The organism is Chloroflexota bacterium (assembly GCA_026389585.1).
GTDB lineage: Bacteria > Chloroflexota > Dehalococcoidia > UBA2247 > RBG-13-53-26 > JAPLHP01.
Genome location: JAPLHP010000068.1, coordinates 1 through 20,627, shown reverse-complemented (window position 1 = coordinate 20,627; position 20,627 = coordinate 1). Strand labels below are relative to the sequence as shown.

Below are 20,627 nucleotides of genomic sequence, written 5' to 3'. Positions count from 1 at the left end.
CATGGTCAACCGCCCGCTCCGCAGTAATGGACACAAGCCAGGTCCGCATCATCCTTGGCGTAGATCTTACAAAGCCTTTTATGACAAGGGGTGACAAATTCGCTGAACAATTAGGGTGACATTTTCGCTGGACAACAACAGATTTGCATCGTAAAAGTATCCTATGCTATCTTGGGCGGTAGTTAGACCCTGGATAAGGGCTGGGAAAGGATAGACAAGGCTTTAGCTGCCATTGGAGGGAGAAGTGCCAAGAAAATATGATGTCATTATCGTCGGTGGTGGGCCAGCGGGCATATTTGCCGCCCTTGAGCTATCCCGGGCAGCAGGGATCAAAACCCTCCTCCTGGAGAAGGGCAAGGACCTGGAGAACCGCAATTGCCTTGTATCGGACAAGAACGACAAGAACGTTAAATGTCTCTCTTGCTCTCCCTGCAACCTGGTAAGCGGTCTGGGAGGAGCAGGTGCCTTCAGCGATGGCAAAATGACCCTCTCCCCACACGTCGGGGGGCATCTGAAGGAGTACCTCGGGGAGGAAAAGGCGTTTGAACTCATCCGCTATGTAGACGAGGTCTACCTCCGGTTTGGGGCAACGAACAGACTCTACGGCGTGGGTGATAAGGTAGAGCAACTGTCTCGGAAAGCGATCCTGGCTGAGTTGCACCTTATTCCGGTGGCCATCCGCCATCTTGGCACGGAACATTGCCGTGAGATTCTCAGGTCAATGCACAACTTTCTTTCTACCGGGGTAGACATCGAAGTAGAGAGGGCGGCATCCATCATCCTGGCAGATAACACCGGCGTAAAAGGAATCCAGACTGAAGATGGTGAGCAGCTAGAGTGTGATTATCTGATCCTTGCTCCAGGCAGAGAGGGTGCCGACTGGTTGGCTCAGGAAGCCAACCGATTGAAGCTCACCCTGTATAACAACCCCGTTGACGTGGGCGTCAGGGTGGAATTACCCAGTGCTGTGCTGGAGGAGTTGACCGACACATTATATGAGTCAAAGCTGGAGTTCTTCACCAATACCTTTGATGATCGCGTGAGGACTTTCTGCATGTGCCCCGGCGGAGAGGTGACCCTGGAGTCTACAGGGGGAAGTGATCCCGTGGTCACCGTAAATGGACATAGTTACGCTCACCGCAAGACGGGTAACACCAATTTTGCCCTTCTAGTCAGCACCGCCTTCACTCATCCATTCCGGGAACCTATAGCCTACGGTAAATACCTTGCCCGCCTGGCCAATATCCTCGGTGATGGTGTACTCGTGCAGCGACTTGGAGATCTTCAGGAAGGACGCCGGTCTACCCCGGAGCGCTTAGAGCGGAGCATTGTCCAACCTACCCTGAAGAACGCGACCCCGGGTGACCTCAGCTTCGTCCTCCCTTACCGCCATCTCAAAGGCATCGTAGAGATGCTGCAGGCCATGGATAAACTCTGCCCCGGGGTTGCCTCACGCCACACCCTCCTTTATGGAGTCGAGGTCAAATTTTACTCTTGCCGACTTCAGATCAGCCAGAATATGGAGACTGAAATACCTGGCGTGTTTGCTATCGGGGATGGAGCCGGAGTCAGCCGCGGACTGGTCCAAGCCTCGGCTTCTGGCGTCATAGCCGCCCGCGAGATACTGAGAAAAATCTTGAAACTAGCAGAAGACTCCACTACATCCTTTTCAACAGGCCTTAGTTGACGCTTTCTATCCTAGAATATACAATACATTACACTGAAAACAATAAAGACAAGGCAAAACCGAATCCTAACCGGGAGGGGGGATGATATGTGGCCGACGTAAACATCGGTGATAACGAGAGCTTCGAGAGCCTGCTGCGCAGGTTCAATAGAAGAGTGCAGCAGGATGGTATCCTCGCTGAGATCAGACGCCGGGGATCCTACGAGAAGCTCAGCGTAAAGAACAAGAAAAAAGAGGCTACCAAGAAACGCAAGAGCGGCAGAGGCCCAAGGACCTTCGTTCCACGAGAACAGTAAGAGGGTAAGGTGTCTTTACTACAAAGGTTGAGAGATGACCTCAACCACACCCTGAAAGCAGGCGACAAAGCCCGTCTTTTAGTTCTTCGTTTGTTGATAGCAAACATTAACAACGCTCAGATTGCCAAAGGCAGAGATGCCCCCATGGATGACGGCGACGTAGTAGCCGTCATTAACAAACAGGCAAAACAACATCGGGAAAGCATAGATGCCTTTCGCAAGGGAAACCGCAGTGACCTGGTCGCCAAAGAGGAGGGTGAGCTTGCTGTTCTGCTGGAATATCTGCCTCAACAGATGTCCAGGGAGGAAATCCTGGTTGCCGCTCGCCAGGTGATTAAAGAGGTGGAGGCACAGGGCCCCGGTGACAAAGGCAAGGTGATGTCGAAGCTCATGGCTCAACTCAAGGGGAAAGCACCAGGCGCTGAAGTAAGCAATGTGGTATCGGAGCTGCTAGATGGTTCATGAACCATCAGCCTGTGGAATAGCTCCTTACTTATGAAATCACTCAACCTGAAATCGAAGCGCTCTTGCGAGAATAGCCTGTGTATCCCCCCTATTGAGCTGGCGGAAGTAATACGTTGAAATTCGGCGTAATTGTGTTCCCCGGCACCTGGAGCGACACGGACTGCTACTATGTCATTGACAAGATCCTCGCTCAGCCAGTGAGCTATATCTGGCACCGGGACACTGATCTCTCTGGCTACGACTGCGTTCTCCTCCCCGGTGGCTTTTCCTATGGCGACTACCTCCGCCCTGGCGCTATTGCCCGCTTCTCACCCATAATGGCCGAAGTAGAGCGTTTCGCCCGCCGCGGCGGCCTTGTCTTCGGCATCTGCAATGGCTTCCAGATTCTCTGCGAGTCAGGGCTGCTCCCCGGCTGCCTTATGACCAACAACCACCTCCAATATAGATGTCAGCCAGTTTACCTGCGGGTGGAAAACACCTCCTTACCCTTCACCTCACAATGCAGAAAGGGACAGGTACTTCGCATCCCTGTTTCACACTACGATGGGAATTACTACGCCGATGAAGCCACCCTACAGGAGTTGGAGGCAAATAAACAGATCGCCTTCCGTTACTCCAGCCCGAAAGGCGAGATAACCCGGGAGGCAAACCCCAACGGCTCTCTGCATAACATCGCCGGTATTACCAATAAGAAAGGCAACGTGCTTGGGATGATGCCTCACCCCGAGCGTTCCTGCGAAGAGATAATCGGCGGAGTGGATGGGAATTTTATCTTCGAGTCTCTGGTAACAAATTGGCAAAGGCGAGTGAGGGTCTAGCACATTTCAAAGTCATGAGGCAGGACGCCCCGAGAGGATAAGGAGTGTGGCAGCAATGGAAATCTCAGAGGTAACGAAGAATACGAAGATACTGATCGATGGCGCTCCGTTCGCTGTAGAGGATGTAAATTTTGTGAAACCCGGGAAAGGCCGCGCCATATATCGCCTCAAGCTCCGCAACCTTTTTGATAGCACTAACAAGGAGTTGACCTATCATTCTGGGGAAAAGGTTGAGGAGGTCAGCATTGCCAGCCACGATATGCAGTATCTCTATGAGGAAGGCGGACAATTTACCTTCATGGATACTGAGACCTTCGAGCAGCACTCTCTGAGTAAGGAACAGCTCGGAACAAGAGCGGCCTTCCTCAAGGAAGGCTTCGTAGTTGCCGCGCTCAGTATGCATGGCAAGATTATCGATATAAACCTGCCAAAGTTCGTCGAATTGGCAGTGGTCGAAAGCACCACCACCACTAAGACAGATACCGTCACCGCTCAGCAGAAGATGGTCGTTCTGGAAACAGGCGCCACAGTAGGAGTGCCCCCCTTCGTGAAAGAGGGAGACATCATCAAAGTGGATACCCGAACAGGCACCTACGTGGAACGCACCGGTAAAAATAAGGCATGACTCGGGCGGAATCCCTGCGCCTCATCCAAATCAAGACCAATCTTGAGCGTCGTGCCTCTATTCTCGATGCCATTCGCGCCTTCTTCATTAACGAAGGCTTCTTAGAAGTGGAGACACCCCTCCTGGTGCCCACAGTTGCCCCGGAACAATACATCACGCCCTTTGCAGTCAATGGCTGGTTCCTCTCAACGTCCCCAGAGATGCACATGAAGCGCCTGCTTGCCGCTGGTTATGGGAACATCTTTCAGATCTGCCAATGTTTCCGTAAGGGAGAGCGTGGCAAATTACACAATCCGGAATTCACCATGCTCGAATGGTACCGCCGCAACGCCGGGTACCTGCAGATTATCCAGGATACTGAACGCCTGGTACTCTCTATTGCCACTAATCTGCACCTGGGCTCAACCATCCACTACCAGGGCAGAGACATTGATCTGGTTCCGCCATGGCCCATCACGACTGTGCGCCAGGCTTTCCTTGATCACGCTCACTGGGACCCCACCTCCAACCCCGACCCAGAGCGATTTGACATCGACCTGGTCGACAAGGTAATGCCGAACTTTGCGCCCAACCGGCCTACGGTACTCCTGGATTACCCTGCTGCCAATGCCTCCATGGCTCGGCTGAAGTCCGCAGATCCGCTGGTGTCCGAACGGGCCGAGGTGTTTATCGGTGGGCTTGAGATAGCCAACGCTTATAGCGAACTCATCGATGCCACCGAACTGGAACAGCGCTTTCAGTCAGAGATTGAGCGGCTGGAGCAAGCGGGGAGTCAACACATCCTTATGCCCCGGCGCTTCCTCAAGGCTGTAGCCAGCCTCCCCCCATGCGGAGGCAATGCCCTCGGCGTAGACCGGCTGGCCATGCTGTTTTGTGACGCCAACTCCATCGACAATGTCATGGCCTTCCCCCGCGACATGGCGTAGCACCGGGTAAACACGAAGTCAACCGGTATTCCAAGTGCCACGCACACCACAAGATGCCTTCATTTCCAAGAAATGATTAGATAATGCCAGGGAATGGAGACTAAAAGCTATTTGGCAAAGGTGAATTCCCCGATAGCTCTGAAATAGGCCTGCGTATCCGTCATCATGATGTCATTGTGGTCAGCCCCAGGAATGATCAGCAGGCGCTTCTCTTTAGCAGCCGCGTTCTCAAAGAGATCTTTGGCTTCCTCAAGGGGGATGAGGCTGTCACACTCGGCGTGAATGATCAGAGTCGGCAGGGTGATGGTTCGGATCTTCGATAGATTGGGAAATCCGAAGTCTTTTATGCCCAGGAAGTCCCTTGAGAAGCCCAGGCGTGTCATCAGCCTCACTGTGCTGGCAAACCCGCTCTCAATAACCAGGCCATTGATTTTGTCCTCATAACGCGCGGCCAGCTCAATGGCAGACACACTCCCCAGAGAGCGTCCCATCACAAAGGTCTTGCCTCTGTAACCACCCTTAAGCAGAACTGCTATAAAATACTCGAATATGCTATGGGAATCAGCCACCATACTGCTGAAGGTCGGCCTGCCGCCACTCGCACCATAACCCCGATAGTCAGCCACAAACAGATTCACTCCCAGTTGATTGTAGATAGGAGCAGTATAGTCATAATCACTGACCACCTCACCATTGCCGTGAAAGTACAGGATGCTCGGTGCGCCGCGATCCTCCACGTAGAACCGGCAGGTGATGGAAACACCGCTGTCTACAGACACGGCGTGATCAGTCGCGTTCGGTGGTGGCTGGCTGTGCCACTGCCGCGGATAGAAAACGAATCGAACCAGTTCTGGCCTATCCAGTGCGGAGTAATCATCTTGATAAGACATGCTGCCCCTGGCTCATTAACCCGGTTTGCCCGGCGTTTCATATCCAGGGAAAAACAGGCTGATCTCCTTCCGCGCATTCTCTTCGGAATCAGAGCCATGAATCAGGTTCTGGCCGATGTCCAATCCGAAGTCCCCTCTTATTGTTCCAGACGCAGCCTTGATGGGATCTGTGTCACCCATCATCTGGCGCACTACTTCCACAGCCCTTTCACCTTCAACCACCACCGCTACAATAGGGCCCGACGTTATGAAATCCACCAGGCCGGGGAAAAAGGGCTTCCCCTCATGGACGGCATAGTGGCGCCTGGCCATAGCCTTGTCCATCTGGAGCATCCTCAGGGCCACAATCTTCAGCCCCTTCTTCTCCAGGCGTGAAATTATCTCCCCTGTAAGGCCCCTCTGCACCCCATCAGGTTTAACCAGTACCAGGGTTCTCAGCACTTTCTAGCCCCCTTTCTTGAAATGGTCCCACCCCTTTTTATCGACACGGGAAGGCTTCCCATCCTTTCCCAACAAAGATATCCCCGATCCGCTGATTATCTCACCAATCACGGTCACAGGACAGTCGGCCTCAGGCGAATTCCCCACATTGTCGATAGTCTCTTTATTGGCTGCAAACAAGAGCTCGTAGTCTTCACCACCAGTCAAAGCGAAATTAATGGAGTCTTCCGGGAAAGCTGCCCTCACCGTGGGGTGGATGGGGATCTGGCCCGCCCTCACGATGGCACCAACCCTGCTCGCTTTGCACAGATGACCAAGGTCAGCTATCAATCCGTCGCTGATATCCATACCCGCCCGCACCCCTTGTCTTACTAAGAGCTGCCCTTGAACAACCCTCGGCTGTGGTTGAAGATAGGCCTTCCTCAGAAAGTCAGCGGTTTCCGGAGCGAACCGGAGATTGTGGGTTAGCATCATCAACCCCCCCACCGAAGACCCCAGGTAGCCCGTGACAGCTATCAGGTCACCTGGCACTGCCGCCGACCTGGTCAGCATACCCTCGCTCTGGGCCTGGCCTATCACCGTCATAGTGATCATCACCACTGGCGCACTGGTAGTATTCCCACCCACAATGGCCACGTTGAATTGGTTCGCCAACTCCGCCATACCCCGGTAAAGTTGGACCACGTTATCCACCTCAGTATCTGCTGGCAGGGAAAGCGCCACCAGAGCATACCGTGGCACACCGCCCATAGCAGCAATATCACTCAGGTTCACCGCAACCGCCTTCCAGCCCAGCTCCCACCAGGGGCTATCCGCCATAAAGTGCACCCCTTGGACCAGCGCATCGGTAGTCGCCAGCACAGTGAAACCATCGCCCCGCCAGGCTGCAGCATCATCACCAATGCCTGCCACAACCTTGTGCTCTCTGCCGCCCTGAGGAACTATCCCCGAAAGAAGCTCAATCAGTCCAAATTCACCGAGTTCAGAGACCTTCATCGGCAAGATTATAGCCAATCGAAGCTTGAACCTCAATCGTGTGTATTCAAACAATCAAAAACAGTGCGGAGGGCGGCCTTCGCCATTTAATGCCGGCCAGCTGTCGGAAGGGCGACGCCGTGGGGAAGGACGTTAGGGCAATTGCCTGGGCAAGACGTTTGGGGTGGCTGAAGGGGGTGATGAAAGTGCTATCATATGTGCATCAGTGCCCATCTCGGGTTGGATGATGCAAAGGCGCGAAGGAGCGTATGGAAATGGATGAGAGTCCTAAGCCTCCAGGGGAACGGCGAAAGCCAGAGTTGCCAAAGTACTGCGAATGGAAATCGTGGTATAGAGGCAAGGCATGGGCATGGCTACGGGAGAACAAGGACTACTGGTTTGCTAACGTGGACAGCCATCTTGATAACCTGGGGGGAAACCTGGGCTACCGCGAGGCGGCTGTGGCGCTTTTCTGGACCGTCTATCTGAATGGAGAGCAACCACTGCAATTGACGGAGAAGCAGGTCAGGCAGATCGAGGCGATGCTGGGTAGGGTGCCTAGCGGTGGGAAGGATCAACTCGATGGTCAGGCCTTCGTGAAGCTGCAACTCGCTGGAACGCTCGCCGTTTCACTGATTGGACCGGACGTCGATTTGGGAAAATGCCCAACGGCCTTGAAGGCATTTGGGGTTGCAGACCACTTAGGAGACACCTCATTCCTGAATGAATTCTATAAAGGAATCGGAGAAGCACAGAACGACCCGTATTGGGGACGCGACCAATTGGATAGCGACCTCTTCAGACTGTCGGTGGTTCTTGTCTACGGAATAATTGCGCTTGAGCTTGCTCTATGGCAAACCAAACAGGGGAAGTATGAGGAGGCACTTGGTGCGATGGCTGTCGCAGTGTACTTCCTGTATCCTACTCAGTTTCACAGTTCTGACACACGCTATGACGACAACACCGGAAAGCAAGCTACTTTCATGCCGTGGGTTGACCGGACGTTTACGTATCTACCCCATTCGCGGGGTGACTTTGATGCCCAAGACGCGGCCCTTGTTTTTGAGGAGATCAGAGCTCACGTTGATACGGTCAGAGACTGGGGTGCGGTTCAGCAGGCCTGCAAGCAGATTGGCCAGGCAGGTTTCATCGATGATGTTGTGCTTACGGACAGAGATGGGACGGATTGGGAAGGCCGGGTTTATTGGGAGAAGGCTGCAACATTTGCTGATTGTCAAAAACGGACTCAGAGGCAGGCAAGAGAGAATCTGCAGGACAACTTCTTGAGAGATGTCTATGACGAACTCGTGGCCGAAGTGGGACAGCATTTGCTGAATGCAGAGACAAGCTGGCTGAGAGCGGGTGAGGAGTCCGCGGATAGCAGCCAGTATCAGAGCCAGATTCGCAGTATGTTAGAGGAATATCATTCTGCATTGGCGGAACTGCTGGTATACGTCTGTCCGTCTCTGAATACTGAGATGGATGCCAACAAAGACGACAAAGACAACAAAGGACCGAAGCAGCCTCTCACCAGGATGAAAAAGAGGTTGGAATATGAGAGAAGGGCTTCGCAAGGTCTTGCTGAGATAACTGGGCATCTGCAGAGGGAAGATCAAAATTTCATGTGGTGGTCACTTACTCATTGCCTTCAGCGCATGATTGACGCAAGAAGTTACTTTGTGCATGGCGGAAAACACAAGCACGTAACCACGGAGAAGAAGAACGAGGCGGCCAAGGTGGTGCGCTATGAACTGCTCGGGATCGAGGGCAGGGAGTCAGTGATAAAACGCCTTGTCAAAGTCAAGAGGGGCTGTGGCGCACAGATGCAGAGGGGATAAACACCCTGAGTGAGGGAACCCGCCCGAAACGGCAAAGGCGCGGGCTGCGGGGGAGGGTCGCACCCTGGCGAAGAGCGAGGCTGGGATGGGCACACGAAAGCGGCAGCGAGACCGCAGAAGACGATAACGCCGAGCACCGCGAGCAGCGCGTGGAGTATGCAGCGTAATCTTATTGCTCAAAATGATGAGTGTAATGTTGACAGTCAACATGCGTGACTATGACAAACTGGCTTTCAGTCTTTCTGGTCAAAAACTCTCAGGCCTGCTATAGTAACCCAGGCTTTCGAGATGCGCTATGCTATTCTGGCTGACATTCACAGCAACCTGGCAGCTTTCCAGGCCGTACTGGAGGATTTGAAGAAGAGGGGCGGAGCTGAGGAAATATGGTGCCTCGGCGACGTGGTCGGCTACGGTCCTGACCCGCATGAATGTATCCAGCTTCTGCGTCAGCATCGTCACCTTTGCGTTGCCGGCAACCACGACTGGGCGGCAATAGGCAACATAGATACCTCATCCTTCAATCCCGAGGCTGCGGCTGCCTGTCACTGGACTGCTGAGAGGCTGACCCGTGAAGATATCGTTTACCTGCATAGTCTACCCCTAACCCTGTGCCAGGGCGATTTCACCCTCGTCCACGGCAGCCCCAGAGATCCCGTCTGGGAGTACCTCCTCTCTACGGAATCCGCGCTGGACAACTTCGCCTACTTTGATACCAGATTCTGCTTTATAGGCCACTCCCATGCACCGCTGGTTTTCGAGCTTGATCAGGATAACCTCTGCCAGAATTACCACATGCCCAGCGAATTGCCGCTGAAACAGGGAAGAAACCGCCTCGTCATCAATTGCGGTGGAGTAGGACAGCCAAGAGATGGTAACCCCAGGGCCAGCTACGCCATCCTTGACATTGAAGAAGGGCTACTCCATCACTACCGCGTCGAATATGATATCTCGCTCACCCAGCAAAAGATGATGGATTCAGACCTGCCCCTCAGCCTGGCCAACCGTTTGAGTGTGGGGTGGTAAGATATGCCCCAGTTGTGATAAGATAGCCAGTGTATCGGTATGGAGAAACAAGGCTTTACCTTGGAAGCGGTGGCCCTGGCCTTTCTTACTTCACTGCCACCAGAAGAAAGAAAGGAAAAGCAGCAAGAAGTAAATAGATTTGCCCTCTGGTATGGCAAGGAACGCCTCATCAGTCAAATCACCCCCGTGGTAATAGCCAACTACGCTGAGTCGGTAGCCGCATCGACTGGTGATGCTACCAAGAAGCTTGAGCCGGTGAGATCCCTGCTAACCTATGCCAAGAAGGAGAAGCTCATCAAGACCAGCTTGGCTCCACACCTCAGGACAAAACAGACCTCGTCCAAGACTCCCATACCCACCAAGCCAAAGCAGCAGATCGCTCTGACAGCCGAGGACTATGCCCTGTTGAAGTCACAACTTTCTTCCCTGGCGGAAGAGCGTGTACACGTCGCAGAGGAGATGCGCATAGCCGCCGCCGACAAGGATTTCCGCGAAAATGCCCCGCTGCACGCAGCTAGAGAGCACCGCGATCACATAGAAGCCCGAATGAAAGAAATACAGACTGCCATCACCACTGGAGTATTAGTCGAGGCAGAGAAACCAATGGAAACCCCTACTGTTACCGTGAGGCTGAGAACCAAGGTCGTTCTACGCGATATCGCTTCCGGGAAAGAGCTGACCTATACCCTGGTCACTAAGAACGAGGCTAACCCGGCAAATGGCAAGATATCGATCATCTCCCCCATAGGCAAAGCGCTCTTGAACCAACCCCAGGGCGCCGTGGTGAAAGTAACCGCCCCAGCAGGTGAACTGCACTACCAGATCCAGCGAATCGAATAGCCCCAAGAAAAGCCAAATCCACACTACCGCAGCACACTCTGTACTATGCTTTTGGCCCGAGAAGACTAAGGGTATTATCCTTTGCTCCTACATCAAGGAACGCTACCTCAATCCATGAGTTAGTGCCTGGTGGCACAAGTCAGCGTAACAATCGGGGTTCTTCCGAGATTCTTCGCTACGCTCAGAATGACACAATGGCCAAGCAGAATGACATGGTCGGCTTTTTCAGGAATGACCCCTAAGCGTGGTGGCTGTCGTCCTTCTGCGGAAGGACGACCCGACGCAGTGGGCAATATGTCAGAATTATATTTATGCGGTTTGTCACCCTGAGCGAAGGGGTCTCCCCCCCACAAAGTGAATAACGCCTATTCCTGCAACTAAGCACTGGCTTGGGCACTGCACGCCAGCGTGCTTATCTGGTTCATCAGATGCTATATTATGAAGTGAAATGTACCAGGATACCATCGCTGCCATATCCACACCTTTAGGTGAAGGTGGTGTGGGGATTGTCCGCCTCAGCGGCACCGGGGCTCGCCGCATTGCGGAGGCTGTCTTCCGAGGCAAGCTTGCCAACCGCCGCCTTAGCTATGGACACATTGTCGACCCTGAAACCAGCGAGGTGATAGATGAGGTGCTGGTCTCTTATATGGCCGCACCTCATACATATACCAGAGAGGATGTGGTGGAGATCAACTGCCATGGGGGGCCCTTACCCCTTCAGCACATACTGAAACTGGCGCTGTACCACGGAGCAAGGCTGGCCCATCCCGGCGAGTTCACATTGAGGGCCTTCCTTAACGGCAGGATAGATCTGGCTCAGGCTGAGTCAGTCCTGGATATAGTCCGTGCCAGGACTGATGCTAGCCTGCGGCTGGCTATCCAGGGACTCGAGGGTCGCCTCTCCGTAGCCATCAAGACCATTCGTAGCAAATTAATGTCAGTCCTGGCCTATCTCACCGCCAGAATAGATTTCCCTGAAGATGAGATAGAACCACAGGAAGTAATTCGACCATTAAATGAAGCCCTGCAAAGCCTGCAAGAGCTACTCTCCACTGCGGATACCGGCATGGTCTATCGCTTGGGCGTGAGGACCGCTATCGTAGGGCGACCCAACGTGGGCAAGTCAAGCCTGCTGAACCAGCTTCTCCGCGAAGACCGCTCTATTGTCACCCCTGTCCCCGGAACCACCCGGGACACCATAGAAGAGGTGTCAAATATAGATGGCGTTCCTTTTATCCTGGTGGATACTGCTGGAATTATCCATAGCCAGGATATTGTAGAATCCCTGGGAGTAGCACGCAGCCAAAAGGCCATAGAGCAGGCTGACCTTGTTCTTGCAGTCATTGATATGAGTCAGCCGATAACAAAGACCGACAAAGAGATATTGGATCTCATAGGCAACAAGACAGCTTTAATAGTGGCCAATAAGTATGATTTGCCCCACCAGGCCAAGCCTGATGAATTAGGACGGGAGGTAGTCTTTATCTCAGCCCTTTCGGGGGATGGTATCGCCCAACTCGAGGAAAGGATGGTCAGGATAGCCCTCGGGGGAAAGGTTTTTGTCTCTGATGCCCCCATTGTGAACAATCCTCGCCACAAAGATGCCCTGGAAAGAGCCGGGAGAGGTCTAATCCAGGCCTTGTCAGATATCGATTCAGGTATGCCTGACGACTTCGTCACCATTGATCTGACTGCCGCCCTCAATGCCCTCGGAGAGATCACCGGCGAGACAGTTCAGGAAGACCTCCTGGAGACTATTTTCAGCAACTTCTGCATCGGCAAATAGCGAACACCCTCATAAGAAGCCGCATGAAGGCTACTAACTCTATTTGTTATCAAGAGCTCTAAGGGCCTCCTCGTATCTATCCATTAACTTATTCTTGGCCAGTTCAATGGCAGGCCTTGCTCTCAATGGAGCTCTTCCTTGTGCAGCCTGGAGAATAGCCACATCCCGAGCCATATTGCGATACAAGATTTCTCTCAGAGCAGTAATCTTTGCCTCATCTTCTGGATTTGCTGCCCTTATGCGCGCAGCCAGCTCCTCTATTTTCTTCAGATGAGCACTGAATCGCGCGGCCAGTTCTTCCATTCCCTCGGTATAGCCTCGCTCGGCCATCCTCGCCATCTCCGCAACCCGCCGATCAGCAAATTTGGCCTGAAGCCTTGCTCTGGCAGTATCTGAAAAGGTCATACTCAACCACACCCGCTCAGTTGCCGTCTTCACCGGGTAGAGGGTACCGCCGGGGAGGCTGCTGGAGGAGGCAGCCACCGTGCCACTGCCAGCCAGAAGAATCGCCAGAAAAACAGCAGCCACCACAACCGCCCACCGAGGCACCCAGCTAACCAGAGGAAGCCTCCTCGGCCCAGCCTTCTGCCCCTTGGCATGGAGCAACGACTCAATCTGATACCTGGCTTGTGCCTTGAACTCCGGCCGGGGCTCGACAGAAGACGTCTCTCGAGTTGCTTTGGCAACTCGAAGCAGCGGCTCCAATTGCACTGCATGCTCTGGATAGCGCTCCAGACAGTGCTCCACACTCTCCCCTTGGAGCAATCGTTCTATGCATTCATCTAGAATATTCCCAAATCGCTCAGCCATCGGCTTGTCCACCACTCCCTAACCTGTATAACGAAAAACTCCGCCAAAGGTTAGCACCTTCTTGATCAAGGAACCCGGCCCCTTGCTCCTAGCTAACCTGCTCGATCCACTCCTCCACCTTAACACCACCCTCGAAAAGCTCCACACAGAGGGTGACTCCTCCTGCCGGCATCACAACCTTTTCCACAGTCACAGGAGATATCTGATAGCCATATTTCAGGTCGAAGGGTGCACTTGTCTTGGCATTCGCCTCGTCACCGACAAAGAAAGCACGAACATAAACCCCTTTGGCATCTGCTGTTCCCCAGTTGGTTACGGTCACTTCAAGAGTAAGGGTCTCCTCGGCAAGCCACCTACTGTAAGTAGTCCACCTGAGTTCATCAGTGAACTTCAAGACGGGGATGGGCAGTATCTTGTAGACCGTAGGATCTCTGCCTCTATAGTTGTCTGGAATCTCTCCCGCTTTGCTCACAGACGTTGTTTCCAGGTAGTAATAATCTTCCCCATCGAAATTGTACTTGTAGCCCCCGGAAATCGCCGGCAGGGCCAACCCAACTGCCATGTGACCGGCCTCATCAGGAAGAACAGGAGGGAAATTGAGCAGAACCACATCGTACTCCATAGCCTGCAGCAGAGCCGCTGTCAATATGGAAGTATCCTCACAGTCACCCCCCCGATCAAACAGTGTCTCTACTGGGTATTTGGGGTATTCACCCTCTTCGCTCTGGTAAACAAGATTCTGCACAAAAGAGGCCACAAAGTCGGCCGTCTCCTCCTCGTCAAAACCCCTCTCCGTAGCCCTGCTTTTCAACTCCTCGGCTAACCCTTTGATAAAGCTATCATCAAGAGGATGGGTAACATAGATGGAATAATCTGACACAGGCGCCCGTTCAATTGCGTGATAGTATAGATACAATCCTTCCGGTATCTGCAGATTCCATGTCCATTCATGTCCCCCGTAGCTCCATTCATATGACTGGGGGATGGTTGCCCCCGAGGCTGGAGTTTCGTTAATGGTTGTCTCGATAGGTGTTGCTGTCTCAGAGAACGGATTCGAAAGGGGAAGCCCGCCTCTTTGCCAGACGAATATGAACCCGGCAAAAAGGAGCGCCCCCAAAAACACTATCCCTACAGCAATGTACGGCTTATGACTTGGTCTCATTTCATCCTCTTGTCAGCCAACCCTGCATGAAGCCTCGCCCTGCCTAAATTGGAGCGATGCAGTCTCAACCACACATGTTCCATCGCCAGTTTCATCAGTCATCGGATTCTTCTTCACTTGAGCCAAGGATTCGGCGCAGCTTCATCAGTGCAGCATATTGCAGAACCTTGACTGCTCCCTCACTCTTACCCATGACCCTGGCTGCCTCTGCTACAGACAATCCACCAGCAAAGCGCAGGGAGATAACCTCCCGCTGTCCATCAGAAAGCCGCTCGCAAGCTGCAGCTAGCTGTTCTAGGCTGAGTTTCTGCTCGGCAAGCATTGCGGGGTCACCCGAAGGCAACGTTCTTGCTTCGTCAATCTCATCCAAAGGAATCACCCTGGCCTTCTCCCTGCTCTTCTTCTTCCAATGATCTACCACCTGATTATGGGCTATCCGGAAAAGCCAGGAGGAAAAGGGCATCCCCTTACAGCGATAGGAACCGATATAATCCAGGGCCTTGAGGAAGACCTCCTGGGTCAAATCCTCAGCATCTGCCTGGTTTCTCACCCTGAGCACAATATACCGATATATCCTGTCGAAGTGCTCCTCATAGAGCCGTCCGAAGGCCTCCGGATCCTGCCCTTGAGCCCGGCGTACTAAATTCCCTTCCCGTTGCACCTGGTAATCCTACATTCAAACTAACTTAGTATCCGGCATTATCACCCCCACATTATATAACACCAAAAGAGGCAAAAGGTTAGCTATAGTTGGCTGGCCGTCTCCAAATAGACACACTTGATTCGTCCATGCTATATTAAGTCCGCCATGACCTATGAAACCATCATCGGCCTGGAGGTTCATACTCAGCTGCTGACCCGGAGCAAGATGTTCTGCCGCTGTTCCGCAGATTACGCCAATGCTCCACCCAACACCCATGTTTGCCCCATCTGTTTGGGCATGCCAGGTGTATTACCTACCATCAACAGAAGGGCAGTAGAGTACACCGTAATGACTGCGTTAGCCCTGAACTGCACCATACCTCAATTCACCAAATTTGATCGTAAGAACTATCCCTATCCCGATCTCATGAAGGGATATCAGATTTCCCAATACGACGCCCCTATCAGCGTTCAGGGCCGGATATTGCTCGAAACCGAGGGGGAGAAGAGACAGGTGAATATCAGGCGGGTACATCTAGAGGAGGATGTGGCCAAATTAGTGCACCGCACCAGCTCCTTCGGAGAGTCCTATAGCCTGATCGATGTCAACCGCTCCGGGGTACCCTTGATGGAGATTGTCACCGAGCCTGATTTACGCTCATCCGAAGAGGCCAGAATCTTCCTTATGAAGCTGCGCACCATACTGCAGTACCTTGGAGTATCCACAGGAAACATGGAGGAAGGCAGCTTCAGGTGCGACGCCAACATAAGCATACGCCCAACAGGCTCGCCTGAAACCTTTGCCAAGGTCGAAGTGAAGAATATGAACAGCTTCAAGGCAGTCTACCGCGCCCTTGAGTTCGAGGCCAACCGTCAGAGAAAAGTAGCCGAGGAGGGAGGTCGCCTGGCCCAAGAAACCAGGGGGTGGGTGGAGGAGAAAGGTATAACCCAACCGCAGCGCAGTAAGGAATCCGCCCACGACTACCGCTATTTCCCCGAGCCTGATCTTCCCCCTTTGATATTGAGCCCAGCCTGGGTAGAGGAGACCAAGTCGAGTCTGCCTGAACTTCCAGAGTCGAGGCGAGATCGGTTTATGTCCCAGTATGGCTTGCCCCTTTATGACGCCAATATCCTTACCAACTCTAAGGCCCTGGCCGATTATTTCGAAACCTGTCTGAGATTGTCTCAAGATACACCCTTGGAAAAGAGGGCCAAGAGCGTGAGCAACTGGCTTTTGGGCGACTTTGCCCACTGGCTCAACTCAGCCGATATCGAGATCCACCAATCCAAGGTTGCCCCCGGCCATCTAGCAGAATTGCTCGACATGACCGACCGGAGCATTATTGGCGGACCCGCTGCCAAGAAGGTCTTCGAAGAGATGTTCCGTACTGGCAAAGAACCTAAGGAGATTGCGACCCGGCTAGGGCTGGGGCAAATCAGTGACACCTCAGCAGTGGAACAGGTAGTAAGGGAGATAATTGCAGCAAACACCCAGGCAGTGGTAGACTTCAAGGCGGGTAAGGAGCAGGCCCTGACTTTCTTAGTGGGTCAGGCCATGAGAGCAACCAGGGGTCGGGCAAATCCCAAGCTGGTGAGTGAGATACTGCAAAAGGAGCTTGAAGGAGTCTAGTGGAAACCTATTTTGACATCGCGCAGATAATACTTGCCGTAGTACTGATCGCGGTTATCTTACTTCAGGTAAGAGGGGGAGGACTGGGGGGCATCTTTGGACAACCTGACTCTACGTTCCGCACCAGAAGAGGGCTTGAAAAGGCGCTGTTCCGATTCACCATTGTCTTGGTGTTGATTTTTGTTGTCCTTTCCATACTTAGCCTCAGGCTGACCTAGCCCCCAAATCCCGCACAACAGTGGAAAGAATCGTCACCCTGACCACAGATTTTGGCACCGAAGACGCCTATGTGGCAGCCATGAAAGGGACCATTCTGGGCATAAACCCCAGCGCCACACTGGTTGACATTTCCCACTCTATCGAGCCACAAAATATTGCCCAGGGCGCTTTCGTGCTGGGTACCGCCTACTCCTACTTCCCCGACGGTACTATCCATATGGTCATCATTGACCCTGAAGTAGGCAGCCAGCGCAGGTCGATTATCGTTAAGACCCCAAAGTCTATCTTTGTTGCCCCGGACAACGGTGTATTAAGCTACATTCTCTATCACGCTTCTCCAATAGGGTATCATCCCGAGGCACAACCCAAAGGACTGCCGCCTGGCCTGCTGGCATTCGAGATTACCAATCCAATATTCTGGCACCATCCGGTTAGCTCTACCTTTCACGGCCGCGACATATTCGCTCCAGTAGTTGCCCATATCTCCCTTGGTGTACCCCTTGAGGAATTCGGCAAGACCATCAGCTCTATTAACGTCTTTCCCATCCCTCAGCCGCAAGTTGCAGAAAGCGGAGACTTGATAGGCCACGTCCTCCACATCGACCGTTTTGGGAACATAATCACAGACATCCAGAGAGAAAGCATCCCTCTCGGCAAATTTCGCCTCGAGATCGCCGGGCAACGAATCGATTCACTAAGCTCAGCGTACGATCAGGCTAATAGCTTACTGGCTCTTATTGACAGCAGCGGATATCTGGAAGTAGCCCTAAAGAACAGCAACGCAGCTCACTTGCTTGATGTCAAAATCGGTGATGAAGTAAGGATAAGAAAAGGTCAATAAACCAGCCAATAATGAGAGAATCGAAACAGGTCACAGATCGCTTGATCCCTGTGATGGGGCTCAGAAAGAAGCAGCACTATTGTGCACAATGTGCCATTTGTGTGCATATCATGTGCAAGAGCGTAGCGCACCCGGGGCCAACCGGTAGAAAATGACAGCCAGGCCAGCATACATTCATAGAATGTTTTCAGCCATAGCCGACAGGTATGACCTTCTTAATACCTTGCTCAGTTTTAGCCGGGATAAATACTGGCGCAGATTTACTGTGTCCAGCCTCGGGTTAAAAGGGGATGAGGTTATCCTCGATGTAGCCACTGGAACAGGAAAGCTGGCCCAGGAACTGGTCAAAGGGGTTGGAGCAAAAGGCAAAGTTGTCGGGATCGATTTCTGTAAAAGGATGCTTTATATAGCCAAAAACAAGAGCCCAAACACAGAGCTTGCACTTGCAACCTCAGAGAGCCTTCCCTTCCCAGACAACACTTTCGATTGCGCCACCATCGCCTTTGCCCTTCGAAACGTCCCTGATGTTGAAAAGACACTGCGGGAAACAACCAGAGTAGTTAAGAGGGGGGGAAAGGTAATCTGCCTCGAGTTTTCCCGGCCCCGGCATCGGCTCTTCCGAAAGATCCATCAGCTTTATCTCTTCCGCATCCTGCCACTCATTGGCTGGGTCTTATCCAGAGACAGGGAGGCTTATATCTATCTTCCTCGTTCTATTGCGGAGTTCTACGAGCCAAGTGAATTAAAGCGAATCATGGATCATGCTGGCCTAAAGGACACCCACTTCCATCCTTTAACCTGGGGCGTTGTTACCATACACGCTGGAATAAAAAGCTAGCCACCCCCTGCCACCCTGTTCTGAAGTCCGAAAAACACTACGCCAGCACTCCGAATTTCAACCCAGAACGGAGTGCTGGCGAAAAACAAGGTCAACCAGACCGGGGGTTACTTTGATTTTGCTGCAACTGTGGCAGGCCCAGCCTTACTCGGGCCTGTGTGATAGTCTTTTAACACACTCTTCCAATGGCCTACCAACTCAGTTTTCCACTCAATAGTAGGTGGAACAGACCTTGCTTCAGTTCCAAGCTCCTGCAACGCAACATCACGCAAACCCTTCAGATACTTGTCAAATTGCTTGATCTCTTTGTCGGAGAAGCGGGCCACCAGGATATCCCGGGCATAGCCCAATATGACTGGCAGTGCTCGGTCAAGAAGTTCTTTCCCTTTGGGCTGTATCTGTATCTTTACCACCCTCTGATCCTTCTTGCTCCTGACCTTTCTAACATAGCCAGCCCTCTGCATGCGAGACAGCAGCGCAGAAACACTATGTTTTTCCCGGAACACATAAGAGGATATCTCGCCGGGGCTCATAGGAACTCTGCTCATGCTCAAGATGAGCAGAACATCCGTTTGGGCAAGTGTAGTTTGCCGCTTGCCAAGCTCGATTTCCATAGCCCTCATCGCAGCTTCAGCGGCCTGGCGCAACCGAACCCACGTAGTCATATACGGATCACCAGTTTCCCAATTGTGCACCTTCTCCTCCTTCTTAGCAGTCCTCCCTGCTGCTCAGTCTGCCCGAATCTACGTCCGGTCAGCCCTCCCTTCTGCCGCAGGATCTTGTGAAATTGTAACATCCCATAGGAACTATGTCAAATGGCTATGTGGTAGCTATGTGGTAGTTCTCTTTAGAAATGACCTCCTTCTTGACTCATTAGAAATGTCCCATCCTGGTTCCTGCTAACTATAGCTCCAGGCAGCCTTGCGTTTGAGAGACCCCAATCTCATATGCCTCCAATCGATATTGATTTGTGCCTTGCTCAACCGAAGGCAAGAGCTGCCTTGAAAAGGGTGCCATCGATTCTGTCTGTTGCACCCCGCCGCTCACTAGCTTGACATCCTCTCCTCTCCACTATACGATTCGCACAGCTGGTACGGTATAAAAGAGGGTGCTGCGCATAAAATGGACATAAATTAGCAATATGAAAGTATCAGTGATTTTGGGACATCCCAACAAATCAAGCTTTAATCATGCAATTGCAGGCGTAACGATAGGCACACTTAAGGGGAAAGGTCATGAAGTATGCTTCCATGATCTATATGACGAGAAATTTGATCCAGTATTGCCGATGGAGGAGATCCCCAGCGATGCTCCATTGCCTCCTGAAATCGAAAAGTATTGCAGTGAGATTGCTGAAGCAGACGGAATAGTAGTCGTTCATCCGAATTGGTGGGGTCAACCACCGGCGATAATAAAAGGATGGATTGACAGGGTCATCCGTCCGGGTGTCGCTTATGAGTTCTTGGGAGGAGATAAAGGGGAAGGGGTCCCAAATGGTCTGCTGAGAGCGAAAGTTGCCGTGGTATTTAACACCTCAAATACATCAACAGAAAGGGAACATGCAGTTTTCTCTGATCCACTTGAGACACTCTGGAAGAATTGTCTATTTGGTCTATGTGGTGTCCCCAGCTTCTATCGGAGGGTGTTTGGAGTTGTTGTTATCAGCACCGAAGAGCAGAGAAGAAAGTGGCTCCAGGAGGTTCGAGAATCAGTGGGCAGGTACTTTCCGTAAATGAATGACATTCTCCCCGACGCAAGCGTCGGGGTATCACAGTAACCTTAGTTGGTCTTTGTGAATCTGAACATATTGAGATGCACGTCCTTGCTCTTTAACATATTTCCCGATGGCTTTTTCATTCCCGTGTTTCCCAACAG

At 52.5% G+C, this 20,627-nt stretch carries 22 protein-coding genes; 15 read left to right on the top strand and 7 right to left on the bottom strand.

The genetic code is table 11. The features are described 5' to 3' along the window. Positions 1–244: 244 nt before the first annotated feature. The 6 genes from NTZ04_05605 (at position 245) to epmA (ending at position 4,817) form a co-directional block, all read left to right on the top strand. Complete coding sequence (locus tag NTZ04_05605) at positions 245–1,687, top strand: NAD(P)/FAD-dependent oxidoreductase (protein ID MCX5991788.1); 1,443 nt, start codon at positions 245–247, stop codon at positions 1,685–1,687. 89 nt (positions 1,688–1,776) lie between these two features. Then, complete coding sequence (gene rpsU / locus NTZ04_05600; protein MCX5991787.1) at positions 1,777–1,983, top strand: 30S ribosomal protein S21; 207 nt, start codon at positions 1,777–1,779, stop codon at positions 1,981–1,983. Between the two features lie 9 nt (positions 1,984–1,992). Continuing rightward, entirely contained in the window at positions 1,993–2,448 is a 456-nt protein-coding gene (locus NTZ04_05595) for a GatB/YqeY domain-containing protein (GenBank protein MCX5991786.1), read from the top strand. Positions 2,449–2,561: 113 nt separating this feature from the next. After that, positions 2,562–3,266, top strand: coding sequence for a phosphoribosylformylglycinamidine synthase subunit PurQ (purQ, locus tag NTZ04_05590; GenBank protein MCX5991785.1), 705 nt, complete (start codon positions 2,562–2,564; stop codon positions 3,264–3,266). A 55-nt stretch (positions 3,267–3,321) separates the two neighbouring features. Next, positions 3,322–3,891, top strand: a complete 570-nt coding sequence (gene efp, locus NTZ04_05585; protein MCX5991784.1) for an elongation factor P — start codon at positions 3,322–3,324, stop codon at positions 3,889–3,891. Beyond that, entirely contained in the window at positions 3,888–4,817 is a 930-nt protein-coding gene (gene epmA / locus NTZ04_05580; GenBank protein MCX5991783.1) for an EF-P lysine aminoacylase EpmA, read from the top strand. Before efp ends, epmA begins: the two co-directional genes overlap by 4 nt. A 107-nt stretch (positions 4,818–4,924) precedes the next feature. On the opposite strand, the gene NTZ04_05575 is transcribed toward epmA, so the two are convergent. From NTZ04_05575 to thiL, 3 genes are read right to left on the bottom strand one after another with little or no spacing between them, the layout of a single operon-like run. Next, a complete protein-coding gene (locus tag NTZ04_05575; GenBank protein ID MCX5991782.1) occupies positions 4,925–5,707 on the bottom strand; it encodes an alpha/beta hydrolase in 783 nt (260 codons plus the stop codon). Between the two features lie 15 nt (positions 5,708–5,722). After that, a complete protein-coding gene (ndk, locus tag NTZ04_05570; GenBank protein MCX5991781.1) occupies positions 5,723–6,148 on the bottom strand; it encodes a nucleoside-diphosphate kinase in 426 nt (141 codons plus the stop codon). Between the two features lie 3 nt (positions 6,149–6,151). Continuing rightward, positions 6,152–7,162, bottom strand: a complete 1,011-nt coding sequence (thiL, locus tag NTZ04_05565) for a thiamine-phosphate kinase (GenBank protein ID MCX5991780.1) — start codon at positions 7,160–7,162, stop codon at positions 6,152–6,154. 236 nt (positions 7,163–7,398) lie between these two features. Between thiL and NTZ04_05560 the strand changes: the two genes are divergently transcribed. The 4 genes from NTZ04_05560 to mnmE all read left to right on the top strand — a co-directional run bounded on the left by NTZ04_05560 (position 7,399) and on the right by mnmE (position 12,610). Continuing rightward, the gene (locus NTZ04_05560) at positions 7,399–8,961 is read left to right on the top strand and encodes a hypothetical protein (protein ID MCX5991779.1); all 1,563 of its coding nucleotides are present in this window, start codon (positions 7,399–7,401) and stop codon (positions 8,959–8,961) included. Positions 8,962–9,249: 288 nt separating this feature from the next. Beyond that, entirely contained in the window at positions 9,250–9,984 is a 735-nt protein-coding gene (locus tag NTZ04_05555) for a metallophosphoesterase family protein (protein ID MCX5991778.1), read from the top strand. Positions 9,985–10,023: 39 nt separating this feature from the next. Next, positions 10,024–10,824, top strand: coding sequence for a GreA/GreB family elongation factor (locus NTZ04_05550; protein ID MCX5991777.1), 801 nt, complete (start codon positions 10,024–10,026; stop codon positions 10,822–10,824). A 448-nt stretch (positions 10,825–11,272) separates the two neighbouring features. Beyond that, a complete protein-coding gene (gene mnmE / locus NTZ04_05545; protein MCX5991776.1) occupies positions 11,273–12,610 on the top strand; it encodes a tRNA uridine-5-carboxymethylaminomethyl(34) synthesis GTPase MnmE in 1,338 nt (445 codons plus the stop codon). A gap of 39 nt (positions 12,611–12,649) precedes the next feature. Here mnmE and NTZ04_05540 read toward each other — a convergent pair whose 3' ends face one another. From NTZ04_05540 to NTZ04_05530, 3 genes are all read right to left on the bottom strand, one after another. After that, positions 12,650–13,420, bottom strand: a complete 771-nt coding sequence (locus NTZ04_05540; GenBank protein ID MCX5991775.1) for a DUF5667 domain-containing protein — start codon at positions 13,418–13,420, stop codon at positions 12,650–12,652. A gap of 88 nt (positions 13,421–13,508) precedes the next feature. Then, a complete protein-coding gene (locus NTZ04_05535; GenBank protein ID MCX5991774.1) occupies positions 13,509–14,582 on the bottom strand; it encodes a hypothetical protein in 1,074 nt (357 codons plus the stop codon). Between the two features lie 94 nt (positions 14,583–14,676). After that, positions 14,677–15,243, bottom strand: coding sequence for a sigma-70 family RNA polymerase sigma factor (locus NTZ04_05530; protein ID MCX5991773.1), 567 nt, complete (start codon positions 15,241–15,243; stop codon positions 14,677–14,679). Between the two features lie 147 nt (positions 15,244–15,390). Here NTZ04_05530 and gatB point away from each other — a divergent pair, with 147 nt between their 5' ends. The 4 genes from gatB to ubiE all read left to right on the top strand — a co-directional run bounded on the left by gatB (position 15,391) and on the right by ubiE (position 18,752). Further along, positions 15,391–16,854, top strand: coding sequence for an Asp-tRNA(Asn)/Glu-tRNA(Gln) amidotransferase subunit GatB (gene gatB / locus NTZ04_05525; protein MCX5991772.1), 1,464 nt, complete (start codon positions 15,391–15,393; stop codon positions 16,852–16,854). After that, complete coding sequence (secG, locus tag NTZ04_05520; protein ID MCX5991771.1) at positions 16,854–17,072, top strand: preprotein translocase subunit SecG; 219 nt, start codon at positions 16,854–16,856, stop codon at positions 17,070–17,072. Before gatB ends, secG begins: the two co-directional genes overlap by 1 nt. A 20-nt stretch (positions 17,073–17,092) precedes the next feature. Beyond that, entirely contained in the window at positions 17,093–17,914 is an 822-nt protein-coding gene (locus NTZ04_05515; GenBank protein MCX5991770.1) for an SAM-dependent chlorinase/fluorinase, read from the top strand. Between the two features lie 151 nt (positions 17,915–18,065). Continuing rightward, complete coding sequence (gene ubiE / locus NTZ04_05510; GenBank protein MCX5991769.1) at positions 18,066–18,752, top strand: bifunctional demethylmenaquinone methyltransferase/2-methoxy-6-polyprenyl-1,4-benzoquinol methylase UbiE; 687 nt, start codon at positions 18,066–18,068, stop codon at positions 18,750–18,752. A gap of 107 nt (positions 18,753–18,859) precedes the next feature. Here the strand turns inward: ubiE and NTZ04_05505 are convergent, their stop codons facing one another. Next, entirely contained in the window at positions 18,860–19,417 is a 558-nt protein-coding gene (locus NTZ04_05505) for a MarR family transcriptional regulator (protein ID MCX5991768.1), read from the bottom strand. A gap of 476 nt (positions 19,418–19,893) precedes the next feature. Here NTZ04_05505 and NTZ04_05500 point away from each other — a divergent pair, with 476 nt between their 5' ends. Further along, positions 19,894–20,484 (top strand): NAD(P)H-dependent oxidoreductase, encoded by a 591-nt coding sequence (locus NTZ04_05500; protein MCX5991767.1) that lies wholly within the window; start codon positions 19,894–19,896, stop codon positions 20,482–20,484. Positions 20,485–20,627 lie beyond the last annotated feature (143 nt).

What these genes read in the sequence shown, in the direction of transcription:
- NTZ04_05560 (MCX5991779.1), top strand. Translation starts at nt 7,399, where the DNA reads ATGGATGAGAGTCCTAAGCCTCCAGGGGAACGGCGAAAGCCAGAGTTG.
- ubiE (MCX5991769.1), top strand. Translation starts at nt 18,066, where the DNA reads ATGACAGCCAGGCCAGCATACATTCATAGAATGTTTTCAGCCATAGCC.
- NTZ04_05550 (MCX5991777.1), top strand. Translation starts at nt 10,024, where the DNA reads ATGGAGAAACAAGGCTTTACCTTGGAAGCGGTGGCCCTGGCCTTTCTT.
- NTZ04_05500 (MCX5991767.1), top strand. Translation starts at nt 19,894, where the DNA reads ATGAAAGTATCAGTGATTTTGGGACATCCCAACAAATCAAGCTTTAAT.
- NTZ04_05555 (MCX5991778.1), top strand. Translation starts at nt 9,250, where the DNA reads ATGCGCTATGCTATTCTGGCTGACATTCACAGCAACCTGGCAGCTTTC.
- efp (MCX5991784.1), top strand. Translation starts at nt 3,322, where the DNA reads ATGGAAATCTCAGAGGTAACGAAGAATACGAAGATACTGATCGATGGC.
- mnmE (MCX5991776.1), top strand. Translation starts at nt 11,273, where the DNA reads ATGTACCAGGATACCATCGCTGCCATATCCACACCTTTAGGTGAAGGT.
- NTZ04_05535 (MCX5991774.1), bottom strand. Translation starts at nt 14,582, where the DNA reads ATGAGACCAAGTCATAAGCCGTACATTGCTGTAGGGATAGTGTTTTTG.
- gatB (MCX5991772.1), top strand. Translation starts at nt 15,391, where the DNA reads ATGACCTATGAAACCATCATCGGCCTGGAGGTTCATACTCAGCTGCTG.
- NTZ04_05575 (MCX5991782.1), bottom strand. Translation starts at nt 5,707, where the DNA reads ATGTCTTATCAAGATGATTACTCCGCACTGGATAGGCCAGAACTGGTT.
- epmA (MCX5991783.1), top strand. Translation starts at nt 3,888, where the DNA reads ATGACTCGGGCGGAATCCCTGCGCCTCATCCAAATCAAGACCAATCTT.
- NTZ04_05540 (MCX5991775.1), bottom strand. Translation starts at nt 13,420, where the DNA reads ATGGCTGAGCGATTTGGGAATATTCTAGATGAATGCATAGAACGATTG.
- NTZ04_05505 (MCX5991768.1), bottom strand. Translation starts at nt 19,417, where the DNA reads ATGACTACGTGGGTTCGGTTGCGCCAGGCCGCTGAAGCTGCGATGAGG.